The sequence below is a fragment of the Pseudomonas sp. SCPG-7 genome (assembly GCF_002156405.1).
In the GTDB taxonomy this organism is placed as follows: Bacteria; Pseudomonadota; Gammaproteobacteria; order Pseudomonadales; family Pseudomonadaceae; genus Aquipseudomonas; species Aquipseudomonas parakoreensis.
In genome coordinates this window covers 148,928-164,233 of the sequence record NZ_MVOO01000003.1, presented here as the reverse complement: position 1 = coordinate 164,233, position 15,306 = coordinate 148,928, and the positions used below count along the sequence as shown (strand labels likewise).

General features: G+C 60.9%; 13 protein-coding genes. 3 read left to right on the top strand and 10 right to left on the bottom strand.

The window, feature by feature from the left end; genetic code table 11:
• Positions 1-6 precede the first annotated feature (6 nt).
• Positions 7-399 carry a 4-carboxymuconolactone decarboxylase gene (gene pcaC / locus B1722_RS07640; protein ID WP_041070503.1) on the top strand — a complete coding sequence of 131 codons (393 nt, stop codon included), beginning with the start codon at positions 7-9 and terminating at the stop codon, positions 397-399.
• A gap of 92 nt (positions 400-491) precedes the next feature.
• Here pcaC and B1722_RS07635 read toward each other — a convergent pair whose 3' ends face one another.
• The 5 genes from B1722_RS07635 to emhA form a co-directional block, all read right to left on the bottom strand.
• The gene (locus B1722_RS07635; RefSeq protein ID WP_086792073.1) at positions 492-1,298 is read right to left on the bottom strand and encodes a methyltransferase domain-containing protein; all 807 of its coding nucleotides are present in this window, start codon (positions 1,296-1,298) and stop codon (positions 492-494) included.
• Positions 1,299-1,586: 288 nt separating this feature from the next.
• Entirely contained in the window at positions 1,587-2,846 is a 1,260-nt protein-coding gene (locus B1722_RS07630) for an OprD family porin (RefSeq protein ID WP_041070499.1), read from the bottom strand.
• Positions 2,847-3,288: 442 nt separating this feature from the next.
• Positions 3,289-4,749, bottom strand: coding sequence for an efflux RND transporter outer membrane subunit EmhC (gene emhC, locus B1722_RS07625; protein WP_041070497.1), 1,461 nt, complete (start codon positions 4,747-4,749; stop codon positions 3,289-3,291).
• Positions 4,746-7,895, bottom strand: a complete 3,150-nt coding sequence (gene emhB / locus B1722_RS07620; protein ID WP_086792071.1) for an efflux RND transporter permease subunit EmhB — start codon at positions 7,893-7,895, stop codon at positions 4,746-4,748. The genes emhC and emhB overlap by 4 nt, the downstream gene beginning before the upstream one ends.
• Before the next feature lie 3 nt (positions 7,896-7,898).
• Entirely contained in the window at positions 7,899-9,053 is a 1,155-nt protein-coding gene (gene emhA / locus B1722_RS07615; protein ID WP_041070493.1) for an efflux RND transporter periplasmic adaptor subunit EmhA, read from the bottom strand.
• Positions 9,054-9,320: 267 nt separating this feature from the next.
• Here emhA and emhR point away from each other — a divergent pair, with 267 nt between their 5' ends.
• Positions 9,321-9,953 (top strand): efflux system transcriptional repressor EmhR, encoded by a 633-nt coding sequence (gene emhR / locus B1722_RS07610; RefSeq protein WP_008080104.1) that lies wholly within the window; start codon positions 9,321-9,323, stop codon positions 9,951-9,953.
• 217 nt (positions 9,954-10,170) lie between these two features.
• Here emhR and B1722_RS07605 read toward each other — a convergent pair whose 3' ends face one another.
• The 3 genes from B1722_RS07605 to B1722_RS07595 are packed head-to-tail and all read right to left on the bottom strand — an operon-like array spanning position 10,171 to position 12,743.
• Positions 10,171-11,220 carry an alkene reductase gene (locus B1722_RS07605; RefSeq protein ID WP_047292174.1) on the bottom strand — a complete coding sequence of 350 codons (1,050 nt, stop codon included), beginning with the start codon at positions 11,218-11,220 and terminating at the stop codon, positions 10,171-10,173.
• A gap of 30 nt (positions 11,221-11,250) precedes the next feature.
• Positions 11,251-12,417, bottom strand: a complete 1,167-nt coding sequence (locus tag B1722_RS07600) for an MFS transporter (RefSeq protein ID WP_086792069.1) — start codon at positions 12,415-12,417, stop codon at positions 11,251-11,253.
• Between the two features lie 5 nt (positions 12,418-12,422).
• Positions 12,423-12,743 carry a helix-turn-helix transcriptional regulator gene (locus B1722_RS07595; protein WP_003222436.1) on the bottom strand — a complete coding sequence of 107 codons (321 nt, stop codon included), beginning with the start codon at positions 12,741-12,743 and terminating at the stop codon, positions 12,423-12,425.
• Between the two features lie 169 nt (positions 12,744-12,912).
• Between B1722_RS07595 and B1722_RS07590 the strand changes: the two genes are divergently transcribed.
• On the top strand, positions 12,913-13,491 hold the full coding sequence (locus B1722_RS07590; RefSeq protein ID WP_041070485.1) for an ACP phosphodiesterase: 579 nt from the start codon (positions 12,913-12,915) through the stop codon (positions 13,489-13,491).
• 125 nt (positions 13,492-13,616) lie between these two features.
• On the opposite strand, the gene B1722_RS07585 is transcribed toward B1722_RS07590, so the two are convergent.
• The gene (locus B1722_RS07585) at positions 13,617-14,408 is read right to left on the bottom strand and encodes a 1-acyl-sn-glycerol-3-phosphate acyltransferase (RefSeq protein WP_086792067.1); all 792 of its coding nucleotides are present in this window, start codon (positions 14,406-14,408) and stop codon (positions 13,617-13,619) included.
• A complete protein-coding gene (olsB, locus tag B1722_RS07580) occupies positions 14,408-15,163 on the bottom strand; it encodes an L-ornithine N(alpha)-acyltransferase (protein ID WP_007963187.1) in 756 nt (251 codons plus the stop codon). Before olsB ends, B1722_RS07585 begins: the two co-directional genes overlap by 1 nt.
• Positions 15,164-15,306: the final 143 nt, after the last annotated feature.

Sequence of the window (15,306 nt, the reverse complement as noted above, 5' to 3'; positions counted from 1 at the left end):
GTTTTTGTGGACGAGAAACAACGTTATGACGATGGCATGCAAGTACGCCGTGCGGTGCTGGGCGATGCGCATGTCGATCGCAGCCTGACCACGCTGACCGAGTTCAACTCGGAATTTCAGGAGATGATCACCCGTCACGCCTGGGGCGACATCTGGACCCGCCCGGGCCTGCCGCGGCATACCCGCAGCCTGATCACCATCGCCATGCTGATCGGGATGAACCGCGAAGGCGAACTGAAACTGCATTTGCGCGCAGCGGCGAACAATGGCGTAAGTCGGGGCGAGATCAAGGAAGTGATTATGCAGAGCGCGATTTATTGCGGGATTCCGGCGGCCAATGCGACGTTTCACCTGGCGGAGTCGGTGTGGGATGAGCTTGGGATTGAGTCTCGGGAGTAAGCATCAGAATCAAAAGATCGCAGCCTCCGGCAGCTCCTACAGGGGAGTGCATTCCAAAGTAGGAGCTGCCGCAGGCTGCGATCTGTTGATCTTCAAACCCTGGCCACAATGAAAATCCGCTTGAACGGAAACAGCGTCTGCCCGTTTTTCTCCGGCGGATAATACTCATGCACGCGCATCAGGAAGTGATAGATAAACCGCGCCTGCTCCTGTGACGTCAGCGCCTGCATCACCGGCCGCAACGCCGAGACCTTTACCCAGTCGTACACCGGCGACTTGCCGTCCACCACTTGCAGTTGCTCGGTTTCCCAGATGTCCAGCGACGTGGTCAGCGGCGCCAGCAAGCGGTAGTAATCCTCCAATGCCAACAACGGCCGCGCGGCCATGCACTGGCGCAATTGCGGTGTACCGATGGGGGTGTGTCCCGGTCCGGCATCGTCGAGGGTGTCGAGCATCAGTCGATACCACAAGGCATCGCGCCAGTCCGGCATGTGTGCTGCCAGACAGCCACCGGGCTTGAGATGACCGAGCAGGCGCGGCAGCCGTTGTTGATGATCGCCAATGAAATGCAGCACCGCCGCCGCGAGCAGCAGGTCGGCGGGTTGCTCGGGGTGCCAGTCGAGCAAGTCGCACTCTTGCCATTGGGCGTTGATCGGCAGACATCGGGCCTGATCCAGCATCTGCCGTGAGCTGTCGACGCCCAGCAACTGCGCTCGCGGCCAGCGCTCGGCCAGCAACTGCGTGGCAATGCCGGTGCCGCAGCCCAGGTCATAAATGCGTTTGGGGTCGTGCAGATCGACACGGTCGAGCAATTCGTTGACCGGGCGCTGGCGTTGACGAGAAAACTGCTGGTAGGCCTTGGCGTCCCAGTCGGGTGTTGCGTTGAGACGAGTGATCATGAGGTGGTCCTCCGATGATCAGCAGTGTCTTCCGATGACAATCTGGCCAAATCTTGAGGACCAACAACTTTGGATAGCGGAAGCGGGGAGGGTGTGGCACCTGAGCCCTTCAGGTGTTTCCTACTCTACCCGAGGCTTAGTGAAGTGCCACAGATCCTGACGGATGGCTCTCTGATATCCCTTTCCTTTAGGAGCTGCCGCAGGCTGCGATCTGTTGATTCTGCATTTTAAGATCAAAAAATCGCAGCCTGCGGCAGCTCCTACAGATAATCCGGGGCCAATCTCGGATCAGAGCAAGCTGATCGGATAGCTGATGATCAGGCGGTTCTCGTCGAACTCGTTGTTGCTGAAGTCGCGGCGCATGGTCGAGTTGCGCCAGCGCACGTTGAGGTCGCGCAGGGTACCGCTCTGCACGGTGTAGCCCAGTTCCGATTCGCGGCCCCATTCCTTGCCATCGGTGATGGTTCCGGTGTGCACGTTGTCGCCGCTGATGTAGCGGTTCATCAGGGTCAGGCCGGGGATGCCCAGGGCGGCAAAGTTGTAGTCGTGGCGCACCTGCCAGGAACGTTCCTGGGCGTTGTCGTAGCTGGAGTTGTAACTGTCGTTGGCCAGGGTGCCGCCGCTGGTGCCATTGACGCGCATCCAGGCGCTGTCGCCGGTGAGTTTTTGCAGGCCGACATAGAAGGTGTTGCCGCCGTAGCGGGCCGAGAACATCCCCGACCAGGTCTTGTTGTCGAGTTCGCCGGCGCGGGCGCTGCCGTCATCCTTGCCGTAGAAGAAGCCGAGGTTGGCGCCCAGCGTCCAGTTACCGAGTGGCTGGCTGTGAGTCAGATTGACGTATTGCTGGCTGTAGATGTCTTTGAGTTCGGCGTTCCACAGACCGATCTGCGTGCGTTTTTCGTTGAACTGGTATTCACCGCCCTGGAAGTTGAAACGATCAGAGGTAAACGCCGCTTTGCCGAACATCGACATGTCGCTCATGCTGCTGTCGTCGCGCGGGCTGTTGGCGCGGAACTGGCCGCCGTAGAGGGTCAGGCCGTTGATCTCCTTCGAGGTGATCTGGCCACCACGGAAGGTTTGCGGCAGCGAACGACCGTCGTCCGAACGCAGGATCGGCAGCACTGGCATCCATTCGCCGACCTTGATTTCGGTCTGCGACAGCTTGGCCTTGAACGCGACGTTAGTGCGGCCGAAGTTGTCCGCCGGACGCCCGTCGTGATCCAGCGGCAGCAGTTGCGTGCCGCCGGTGCCTTTACCGCCATCGAGTTTTACCGAATACAGACCGAGCACGTCCATGCCGAAACCGACGGTGCCCTGGGTGAAACCGGATTTGGCGTCGAGGATGAAGTTCTGCGTCCATTCTTCGGCCTTGCCCTGCGCCTTGGTCGGGTTGGTGAAGTTGCGGTTGATGTAGAAGTTGCGCAGGTTCAGGTTGGCGCTGGCGCCCTCGATAAAACCGGCTTCTTCGGCTGCGGCGGGGAGGGCGACGCCAGTCAGGGCCAGGGCGATCAGGCCGGGGAGTGCGTACGGCGCAGTGGGATGAGTCATCGCAGGGTCTCTTGTTATTTTTTTGGGGGGACGAACGGGTTCGCTGCCGCCACTTTGGGGCGAGCACGACATTGCAGATCAGGAATGGAGCGGCGGCGATCAGCCGGGCGGGACAGGGCGCGGGAGCATGGTATCGAACCTGTTGTTATTGGTTTTGTGGAGCGAATGGTGCGGGGGGCGGATGTTTTGATTCAATTGGTAAAAGCGGGTTCTGGGCGATTATCGAACGCAAGATTCAGTTGGATTTCAGGGTGTCTGTGAAGGCCTCATCGCTGGCAAGCCAGCTCCCACAAGGATCTTCAGTGAACACATATTTTGCGGACCCCTGAAAACCTGTGGGAGCTGGCTCGCCAGCGAAGGGGTCAGTGCAGGCACCTAAACTTTTCCTGAGGCAACAAAAAGCCCACCAATCGGTGGGCTTCCTGTTTTCACCTGTTGATGATCAGAACAACTTCATCTTCGGTGCTTCTTCTTTCAGCGGTTCGTTCTGCGCGGTCTGCGCATTCCAGCCACCCCCCAGGGCCTTGTACAGGTTGACCGCACTGGTCAGCTGCGCGAGGCGGTCGGTGATCAGTGCCTGTTGCGCGCTGAACAACTGACGCTGGGCGTCGAGGAAAGTCAGGTTGCTGTCGACACCGATGCGGTAACGACGCTCGGCCAGACGGTAGTAATCCTGGTTGGCCGCGACGAAGTCACGCTGCGCTTGCAACTGCTCGGTGTAGGTCTGGCGGGCGGCCAGGCCGTCGGCGACTTCCTGGAAGGCGGTCTGAATCGACTTCTCGTAGTTCGCCACGCCAATGTCCTTCTGGATCTTGGCGTAGTCGAGGCTGGCACGCAGGCTGCCGGCGTTGAAGATTGGCAGGTTGATCTGCGGCTGGAACAGCCATGTGCCCGAACCACCTTTGAACAGACCGGACAGGTCCGGGCTCAGGCTGCCCGCATTGGCGGTCAGGCTGATGCTCGGGAAGAACGCTGCACGGGCGGCGCCGATGTTGGCGTTGGCCGCTTTCAGGTTGTACTCGGCCTGAAGGATGTCAGGACGACGTTGCAGCAAGTCCGAAGGCAGGCCGGCCGGTACGTCGCTGAGCAGATCATCCGACAGCGGTTTGGCCGCTTGCAGATTGGCCGGGATGCCGGTGCCGAGCAGCAGGGTCAGGCTGTTCTCGTCCTGAGCCACCTGACGGGTGTACTTGGCCAGTTGTGCCCGGGCGTTTTCCACCGAGGTGCGCGACTGCGCCAGGTCCAGCGCCGAGGCCACACCGACTTCGTTGCTGCGGCTGGTCAGCTTGTAGCTTTCTTCGAAGGCACCGAGGGTGTCCTGCGTCAGCTTGAGCAGTTCCTTGTCCGCCTGCCAGGTCATATAGGCGTTGGCCACACTGGCCACCAGACTGATCTGGGTGCTGCGGCGCGCTTCTTCGGTGGCGAAGTATTGTTGCAGCGCTTGTTCGCTCAGGCTGCGTACCCGTCCGAACAGGTCGAGTTCGTAGGCGCTGATGCCGACGGTCGCGGTGTAGGAACTGGTGATCGTCGAATCACCGGTCTGCGACGCTCGCGCCGGAATCCGCTGACGGCTGCCGCTGGCATTGGCCGATACGGCCGGGAACAGATCCGCTCGCTGGATGCGGTATTGAGCCGCATAAGCGTCGATGTTCAGCGCCGCGACACGCAGGTCGCGGTTGTTTTCCAGCGCCACCTGGATCAGCTGCTGCAGGGCCGGATCATGGAAAAACTGCTTCCAGCCCTGCTCGGCAGCGGCTTGCGCCGGCGCCTGGGCCGGCGAATAGGCCGGCCCTTGCGGGTACTGACCTGCGACAGGAGCCTCAGGCTGCTGATAATCGGGGATCAGCGAGCAACCGCTCAGCACGAAGGCGGCGACTGCGATGGAGAGTAGCGACTTGCTCATTGGCCAGCCTCTTTAGGAGTTTCAGTCGTCTCGTCCGGATCGGCGATTTTGCGCTGGCCCATGGACGAAACCGTGACGAAGAACAGTGGGACCCAGAAGATCGCCAGGATCGTGGCCGTGAGCATACCGCCAATCACGCCGGTACCGATCGCATGCTGGCTACCCGAACCTGCACCCGTGGAGATCGCCAACGGTACTACACCGAGAACGAACGCCAGCGAGGTCATGATGATCGGTCGCAGACGCATGCGGCACGCTTCGATCGCCGCATCGCGCAGACTGCGTCCTTGCTCGTGCAGCTCTTTGGCGAACTCGACGATCAGAATGGCGTTTTTAGCCGCAAGACCGATAGTCGTCAACAGACCCACCTGGAAGTACACGTCGTTGGACAGCCCGCGCAGGCTGGTGGCCATCAGCGCGCCGATGATCCCCAGCGGTACCACGAGCATCACGGCGATCGGAATCGACCAGCTCTCGTACAGCGCCGCCAGACACAGGAACACCATCAGCAGCGACAGTGCATACAGCGCTGGCGCCTGCGAGCCGGACAGCCGTTCCTCATAGGACAGACCGGTCCAGGAGATACCGACACCGGCCGGCAGCTTCTTGGCAATCGCTTCGACTTCGGCCATCGCTTCGCCGGTGGAGTAACCCGGCGCCGGAGAACCGAGGATCTCCATCGCTTCCACACCGTTGTAGCGCGCCAGTTTCGGCGAACCGTAGATCCACTCGCCCTTGGCGAATGCGGAGAACGGCACCATGGTCCCGGCGCTGTTGCGCACGTACCACTTCTTCAGGTCTTCCGGGCTCATGCGAGCGCCAGCCTGACCTTGCACGTACACCTTTTTCACCCGACCGCGGTCGATGAAGTCGTTGACGTAGCTACTACCGAAGGAGATCGACAGGGTGCTGTTGATGTCGGAAATGCTCACGCCCAGGGCGCGGGCCTTCGCATCGTCGATTTCCAGGTGGTATTGCGGCTCATCGTTCAGACCGTTCGGACGCACCTGGTAGAGCACCTTGCTCTGTGCAGCCATGCCGAGGAACTGGTTACGCGCTTCCATCAGTTTTTCGTGACCGATACCGGCGCGGTCCTGCAGGAACACGTCGAAACCGGTGGCGTTACCCAGCTCCAGTACCGCTGGCGGGGCGAAGGCAAACACCATCGCGTCGCGGAAGCTGAAGAAGTGCTGCTGGGCGCGCTGGGCCAGGGCAAACACGCTGTTGCTCGAATCACGCTCGTGCCACGGCTTGAGCATGATGAACGCCAGACCCGAGCTCTGCCCACGACCGGCGAAGTTGAAGCCGTTCACGGTGAACACCGAGGACACCGCTCCCGCTTCTTTCTCCAGCAGATACGAACGCATTTCGTCGATCACGACCTGGGTTCGTTCGGCACTGGAACCCGCCGGGGTTTGCACTTGGGCGAACAGTACGCCCTGGTCTTCTTCCGGCAGGAACGCAGTCGGAATGCGGGTGAACAGCCAGATCATGCCGACCACGATCAACAGGTAGGCCAACAGATACGGCGCCTTGCGCTGCAGGATGTTGCCGACGCCGCGCTCGTAGCTGCGCACGCTGCGGTCGAAGTTGCGGTTGAACCAGCCGAAGAAGCCTTTTTTCGGCGTGCCGTGCTCGCCTTTCGGGATGGCCTTGAGCATGGTCGCGCAGAGCGCCGGGGTGAAGATCAGCGCAACCAGCACCGACAGGGCCATGGCCGAGACGATGGTGATCGAGAACTGACGGTAGATCACACCGGTGGAACCGCTGAAGAACGCCATCGGCAGCAATACTGCCGACAGCACCAGGGCGATACCGACCAGAGCGCCCTGGATCTGCCCCATGGACTTCTTGGTCGCTTCCTTCGGTGACAGGCCTTCTTCGGCCATCACCCGCTCGACGTTTTCCACCACGACGATGGCGTCGTCCACCAGCAAGCCGATGGCCAATACCATACCGAACATGGTCAGGGTGTTGATGCTGAAACCGGCAGCCGCGAGGATGCCGAACGTGCCGAGCAATACCACCGGCACGGTCATCGTGGTGATGACGGTGGCGCGGAAGTTCTGCAGGAACAGGAACATCACCAGGAACACCAGCGCGATCGCCTCGACCAGGGTTTCAACCACACCCTTGATCGATTCGGTCACCACTGGCGTGGTGTCGTACGGGAACACCACTTCCATGCCTTGCGGGAAGAACGGCTTGAGTTCGTCAATCGTCTTGCGCAGCGCCTTGGCGGTGTCGAGGGCGTTGGCGCCGTTGGCCAGTTTGACCGCCAGACCGGACGACGGCTTGCCGTTGAACTGCGCCGAGATGGTCGAGTTTTCACCACCCAGGCCGACGTCGGCGACATCGCCGATGTGCACTTGCGAACCGTCCTGGTTGACCTTCAGCAGAATCGCCTTGAACTGCTCGGCAGTCTGCAGACGGGTCTTGCCGATGATCGTGGCGTTCAGTTGCTGGCCAGGCAGCGCCGGCAAGCCGCCGAGCTGACCAGAAGACACCTGAACGTTCTGCGCCGAGATCGCGCTGCTGACATCAGCCGGGGTCAGGTTGTACTTGTTCAACTTGGCCGGATCGAGCCAGATGCGCATCGCGTACTGGGCACCGAAGACCTGGAAGTCACCGACACCGGCAGTCCGCGAGATCGGGTCCTGCATGTTCGACACGATGTAGTTGGACAGGTCGTCCTTGGTCATGCTGCCGTCACGCGATACCACGCCGATCACCAGCAGGAAGTTCTTCACTGCCTTGGTCACGCGGATACCCTGTTGCTGCACTTCCTGCGGCAGCAGCGGGGTCGCCAGGTTCAGCTTGTTCTGAACCTGAACCTGCGCGGTGTCGGAGTTGGTGCCTTGCTCGAAGGTCGCGGTGATGGTCATGCTGCCGTCGGAGTTACTTTCCGAAGACACATAACGCAAGTTGTCGATACCGTTGAGCTGTTGCTCGATCACCTGGACCACGGTGTCCTGAACCGTTTGTGCCGAAGCACCCGGGTAGGTCACGGAGATCGCGATTGCTGGAGGCGCAATGCTCGGGTATTGGTTGATCGGCAATTTGAGGATCGATAGTGCCCCGACCAACATGATCACCAGGGCGATTACCCAGGCGAAAATCGGACGGTCGATAAAAAATTTCGACATGAGTTACTCCCCTTTGCCGCCGGCGGCTTTGTCAGCTGCTTGAGCGGGGGCCGGGTTCTTGGCTACGTTGGTCGCTTCGGTCGGGTTGACCTGGGCACCTGGGCGAACGTATTGCAGGCCTTCGGTGATCAGACGATCGCCGGCTTTCAGGCCATCTTCGATCAGCCACTGGCTGCCGACGGTGCGGCTGGCCTTGAGCTGACGCAGCTCGACCTTGTTGTCCGGGCCGACAACCAGTGCGGTCGGGGTGCCCTTGAGGTCACGGGTCACGCCTTGTTGCGGCGCCAGAATGGCGGCGGCGTTGACGCCGGCCTGCAATTGGGCGCGGACGAACATGCCGGGCAGCAGGGTGTGATCCGGGTTCGGGAACACGGCGCGCAGGGTCACGGAACCGGTCGTTGGATCAACCGATACTTCGGAGAATTCCAGTTTGCCGTCGAGCTTGTACTGGCTGCCGTCTTCCAGGGTCAACTTGACCGCTGCCGAGTTGTCACCGGCTTTCTGCAGGCGACCGCTTTCCAGCTCGCGGCGCAGTTCCAGCAGTTCAACCGAGGACTGGGTGACGTCGACATAGATCGGGTCCAGTTGCTGGATCGTCGCCATCGCGTCGGCCTGACCATTGCTGACCAGCGCGCCTTCGGTCACCGCAGAACGGCCAATACGACCGGAGATCGGCGCGTAGACCTTGGTGTATTTCACATTGATCTGCGCGCTTTGCAGCGACGCTTCCGATTCCATGCGGTTGGCCACGGCGGTGTCGTATTCCTGGCGGCTCACGGCCTGCTCGTCGACCAGTTGCTTGTAGCGGTCGGAGATCGACTTGGTCGAACGCAGATTGGCTTCGGCGCTTTTCAAGGTCGCTTCATAGACTGCCGGATCGATCTGGTACAGCTGCTGACCGGCTTTGACGTCGGCGCCTTCCTTGAACAGGCGCTTGAGAATGATGCCGTTGACCTGTGGCCGGACTTCAGCGATGCGGTACGCACTGGTGCGCCCCGGCAGTTCCGACGTGAGGGTGAACGCTTGTGGTTGCAGGGTGACGACGCCGACCTGAGGAGGCGGAGCGGCCGGGGCCGCTTCTTCCTTTTTACATCCACTGAGCAGCGATGCCAGGGCGACGGCAGTGACCAGAGCGGTAACAGCTGGCTTGAATTGCATGAAGATCCTCGGGTCAGGCGCGCAAAATGCGCACAAGAAGTGTGGAAGGGTAAAAAAATCGGGTCGGGTGGATAAGTAGCTTGCTAAGGAATATACTTACGTTCATGGTTGTTTGTAAATAGCTTGGCGTCGTACCCACCCTGTTACAAAATGCGTCGCAAGGTTTGAAATTGTAGGCCGGGGAGCCGATTCGTGAGAAATCGGCCCCCTCTTTATTCAGCGGATATTCAGCCATCCCTGAAACATCCTGTTTGAGGTTTTACTGCCATGGTCCGTCGTACCAAAGAGGAAGCTCAGGAAACGCGCAGCCAGATTCTCGAAGCGGCCGAGAAAGCGTTTTATGAAAGGGGCGTGGCCCGCACGACCCTGGCGGATATCGCGACAATGGCCGGCGTTACGCGCGGTGCCATTTATTGGCATTTCAGCAACAAGGCCGATCTGGTGCAGGCGATGCTCGACAGCCTGCACGAACCGCTGGATGAATTGGCCAAGGCCAGCGAGAGCGAGGATGAACTCGATCCGCTGGGGTGCATGCGCAAGCTGTTGATCCATCTGTTCCATCAGGTTGCCCTGGATCCGAAGACCCGTCGCATTAACGAGATTCTGTTTCACAAGTGCGAATTCACCGATGAAATGTGCGATCTGCGCCAGCAGCGCCGCACGGCCAGTCTCGATTGCAATCTGCGCATCGGACTGACCCTGCGTAATGCGGTCAATCGCGGCCAGTTGCCGGAAGATCTCGACACTGCCCGCGCGGCCATCAGCATTCATGCGTATATCGATGGCCTCCTGTATGGATGGCTATTGGCGCCGGACAGCTTTGAGCTGCATGCCGAGGCCGAGCGTTGGGTCGATACAGGGTTGGATATGCTGCGCCTGAGCCCCAGCCTGCGCAAATGAAACAAAATGCGTAATTGACATAGGTTATGTCAATTGGCCTGCTTTTACAGACGCCCGAACCGCGAGTTTAAACGTAGCGAGCTACGGATTTTGTAGGGATTTTGTGTCGTCCCTGTGAACGAATGTTAGCTGCCCCGTACCGGACGCCCAAGAAAAAGCCCCCGGCTCTCACGAGTCGGGGGCTTTTGCGTTTCGGCTGCTTTGTACTGAATAACGTTTACAGCGTCGGGTAGTCGATGTAACCGACCGGGCCCTTGCCGTAGAACAGCTCTGGGCGCGGATCGTTCAGCGGGGCATCGGCCTTCAGGCGCGCCGGCAGGTCCGGGTTGGCAATGAACGGTACGCCGAACGCTACCGCGTCAGCCTTGCCTTCAGCCAGCCACGCATTGGCGCTGTCCTTGGTGAAGCGTTCGTTGGCGATGTACGCGCCGCCGAAAGCTTCTTTCAGCTGTGGGCCGAGGCTGTCGGCGCCTTCTTTCTCGCGGGAGCAGATGAAGGCGATGCCGCGCTTGCCCAGCTCGCGAGCCACATAAGTGAAGGTCTCGGCCAGATTGTCGTCGCCCATGTCATGGGAATCGGCGCGGGGTGCCAAGTGCACGCCGACACGGCCGGCGCCCCAGACGTCGATCGCTGCGTCAGTCACTTCCAGCAGCAGGCGCGCACGGTTCTCCAGAGAGCCGCCGTAGTTGTCGGTACGCTGGTTGGTGCTGCTTTGCAGGAACTGGTCGAGCAGGTAACCGTTGGCGCCGTGGATTTCCACGCCATCGAAACCGGCGGCTTTGGCGTTTTCGGCACCGGTGCGGTAGGCCTCGACGATCTCGGCGATTTCAGCGGTTTCCAGCGCGCGCGGGGTCGGGTAGTCGGCCAGTGGGCGCACCAGACTGACGTGACCTTTGGGCTGGATGGCGCTCGGCGCGACCGGAGCTTCACCGTTGAGGTACGACGGGTGCGAGATGCGGCCGACGTGCCACAGTTGCAGGACGATCTTGCCGCCGGCAGCGTGCACGGCTTTGGTCACGTTGGTCCAGCCGCGCACCTGGTCGTTGGACCAGATGCCTGGGGTGTCCGGGTAGCCGACGCCCATCGGCGTCACCGAAGTGGCTTCGGACAGGATCAGGCCAGCCGACGCGCGCTGTACGTAGTATTCAGCCATCAGCGCGTTCGGCACGCGGCCTTCGTCGGCGCGGCAGCGGGTCAGCGGAGCCATGATGATGCGGTTGGACAGCTCGAGGTCGCCCAGTTTGATCGGATCGAAAATAGTTGCCATGTGTACAACCCTCGTCAGTGAAGTGGTTAATCAGTGGGTAGCAGGGGCCAGGTCGGCATTGCCGTTCTGACGGAAAGTGATCAGGGTCACCAGCAGCGCGAGCACGGCCAGCGCCGCGGCGGCCAGGGGCACGCTGGTCAGGCCGAAACCGTGGGCGATGACGCTGCCACCGACCCAGGCGCCCAAGGCGTTGCCGATGTTGAAAGCGCCGATGTTCAGGGTCGACACCAGATTCGGGGCCGCCTTGCCGAAGGTCACCACGTTGACTTGCAGCGCCGGGACGGCGGCAAACGAAGCGGTGGCCCAGAGGAACAGGGTGATCTCCGTCGGGATCAGCGCAACGCTGGTCCAGCTCAGCACGGTGGAAACCACCGCCATCGCCACGAACACGCCGATCAGGGTGGCGCCGAGACGCTTGTCCGCCAGTTTGCCGCCAATGATGTTGCCCACCGTCAGACCGAGGCCGATCAGCAGCAGGGACCAGGTCACGCCTTTTGGCGAGACACCAGTGACATCACCGAGCAGCGGCGCGACGTAGGTGAAGAGGGTGAACATCGACGCGGCGAACAGCGCGGTCATGCTCAGCGACAGCCAGATGCCGGCGCCTTTGAGGGCGGCGAGTTCGGCGCGCATGTCGAGTTTTTCCTCGTCACGCTTGGCCGGCAGGAAGCGGATCAGGCCGATCAGCGCCACGACACCAATCACGGTCACCGCCCAGAAGGTCGAACGCCAGCCGGCTTCCTGACCCAGCGCCGTGCCCAGTGGCACGCCGAGCACGTTGGCCAGGGTCAGGCCGGTGAACATCAGCGCCACGGCCGACGCCCGTTTGTTCGGCGCGACCAGCCCGGCGGCTACTACAGAACCGATACCGAAGAACGCACCATGGCACAGCGCCGTGACGACACGGGCAAACATCAGCACGTTGTAGTCACCGGCGATGGCACACAGCAGGTTACCGACGATGAAAATCCCCATCAGCGCTACCAGTGCAGCCTTGCGTGGCAGTCTGGCGGTGGCCAGTGCCATGAACGGCGCACCGATGGCCACGCCCAGGGCGTAACCGGTCACCAGCCAGCCGGCGCCGGGAATCGACACCTTGAGGTCGGCCGCCACATCGGGCAACAGGCCCATGATGACGAACTCGGTGGTGCCGATGGCGAAGGCGCTCAAGGCCAGGATGAGTAGCGAGAGGGGCATTTGAATCAATTCCTTGTGGGAGCGCTGAGCTCTTTGACGATGGCGTCGAGGAACGCCTGGATCACGTCCTCGTTGCGTTTGAAGAAGTGCCACTGGCCGGCTTTCTGGCTGCTGATCAGACCTGCGCGTTGCAGGGTCGCCAGGTGGGCGGAGACGGTCGACTGCGACAGGCCGCAGCGTTGATCGATCTGCCCGGCGCAGATGCCGTACTCGTGGTTGTGTATCTGCTCAGGAAACTGGGCTTTGGGGTCTTTCAGCCAGATAAGGATGTCTCGCCGTACTGGGTGTGCCAGGGCTTTTATTATTTCGTCGAGGTCGAGGTTCATGGCTTTGTGCTCGTGATGTGTAGCGCTATATCGCGATGAGGCGAACTTTAAATCGGTATTTCGCGATATACCAATATGAATTTGATCTGACGACCGTATAAATCGGTATATCGGGTTATAACGATACGTGTGCTGTAACGATGAAAGCGCGCAGTGCTAAGCTGCGCCCATGAACTATCTCGCACATTTACACCTCGGAGGCCAGCACCCCGAGCAATTACTCGGCAGTCTGTATGGCGATTTCGTCAAAGGACGCCTGCAAGGGCAATTTGCGCCGCAGATCGAAGCGGCAATTCAGCTGCATCGGCGGATTGATGTGTTCACCGATCGCCACCCCGTGGTGGACATCGCCCTCGGGCGTTTCACCGAGACCCGGCGGCGCTACGCGGGGATTGTCCTCGATGTGTTTTTCGACCATTGCCTGGCGCGGGACTGGACGCTGTACGCCGATCAGCCGCTGGAGGACTTCACCCGCGACGTGTACCGGGTGCTGTCGAATGAACGGCAATTGCCCGAACGCCTGGCGAAGATCGCACCGCACATGGTTGCCAATGACTGGCTGGGTTCGTATCAGGCGTTTGAAGTGCTGGAGCAGGTGCTGCGCGGGATCTCCCGGCGCCTGACCCGGCCGGAGGAACTGGCGATGGCGATGCAGGAGTTGCGGCGGTTGTATGAGCCGCTGAGTGAGGACTTCGCGTTGTTCTACCCGCAATTGCAAGACTTCGCACAATCCTCAACAACACCCTGAATCCCTGTGGGAGCTGGCTTGCCAGCGATGGCGTCGGCACATTCAACATTCGTGTCGGCTGGTCTACCGCTATCGCTGGCAAGCCAGCTCCCACAGGGGCCGAGGGTGATTTTAGCGGTTGTATTTCAGGCGGCGATGGCCGGGCGCATCGGGGGTTTTTGCTTTTCCGGAATCGCGCCAAACAACGCCTTCTGCACCGCCTGCTGCGCTTCGAACGCCAGTGCCGCACGCTCGCGGCCCTGACAGGCGATCGGCTTGAGCAGATGCACTTCAACATCGGCGCAATCATTGCTGAACAGACGCATCAGGTGCGACAGCAAATCATCGTCACCAATGAACGGCGCCAGCGCGTCGATCTCGCCATTGCGCAGATAACGGATCGCCACCGGTTGCAGCATCACCTCGGAATCGATGGCCGCCGACAGCAGGCGACCGTGAAAAGTGCGCAGCGAACGGCCGTCGGTGGTGGTGCCTTCCGGGAACATCAGCAGCGGATGCTGCGTCTGCAAATGGCGGGTCATCTGTTTGCGGATCAACTGGCTGTCACCCGAGCCGCGACGGATGAACAGGCTGCCGGCCTTGGCCGCCAGCCAGCCAGCCACCGGCCAGGTGCGCACTTCGGCCTTGGACAGAAACGAAAGCGGCGTGAGCATGCCCAGCAGTGGAATGTCAGTCCATGACACATGATTGCTGACCCACAGCATCGGCTGCTGCGGCAACTCGCCGTGCACCGTTACGCGAAAGGGCAGGGCATTGCTCAAACGTGCCATGAAGAAACGCGACCAGCGCTGCCGACGTTGCATCGAGTGCGCCAGGCCCAGACGTTCGAATACGCCGAACACGCTGGCCATGGTCAGGCCCAGCGTCACCACCAGCAGCACCCGCGCGATTCGCGCGTACACGCGCAGCCGGCTCATCACACGGCCGCCTTGAAGTGCTTGGCGTAGCGCGGGCAGAGTTCGTCGCGCTTGAGCAGGATGAACACGTCGGCGACCTGGAAGTCTTCGTCCCAGCACGGCTCGCCGCAGATCTTCGCGCCCAGGCGCATGTAGGCCTTGAGCAGCGGTGGCATTTCGGCGATCACGTTCGACGGAATGTCCAGCGATGGCAGCGGATTCTTCGGTTCGGCGCGCAGGTGTTCGGTGCACAGATAACGTTCGCGCAGACGCTGCATGATCGCGTGAGCCTGCACGCCGCCGTCCTGCATCGGGATGCTCGCGCAACCCATCAGGTAGCTGTAGCCGCCCTGATTCAACACTTCGGCCAGTTCTCCCCAAAGCACAGCGATGGTGCCGCCGTTGCGGTAGGCCGGATCGACGCAGGTACGGCCGATTTCGAGGATCGGACCTTGCAGGTGCGCCAGTCCGTGCAGGCTGAATTCTTCTTCGCTGTAGAACTTGCCCAGGCTGCTGGCGGCGGTGTGATCGAGCAAGCGGGTGGTGGCGACCAGACGCCCGGTGTTCAGGTCACGCACGCCGATGTGGCTGCAGTGAACATCATAGTCATCCATGTCCAGACCCAGTTCCGCGCCTTTCAGCTTGGCGTTGAATTCGCCGCTGAAGACGCTGAAGCGCAAGGCCTGGGCTTGCTGCAAGGCCTCGGCGCCGATCAGGCGTTCGGCTTGCAGGCGGCGTTCATTGCCGGTGTCGCTGATGCGGGCGATCTGAGTCATTTGAATCTCCGTACGGGCCTTGAACCCGTCGTGGGTTGCAGCCGATCGACTTTCTTTATGCAGCCATGTTGTGCAAAGTCAGGCTATGTAGCCCCGGTGTCATCGCCATGAACGTTTGGTGATGCTTGTATGACAGCCCACAA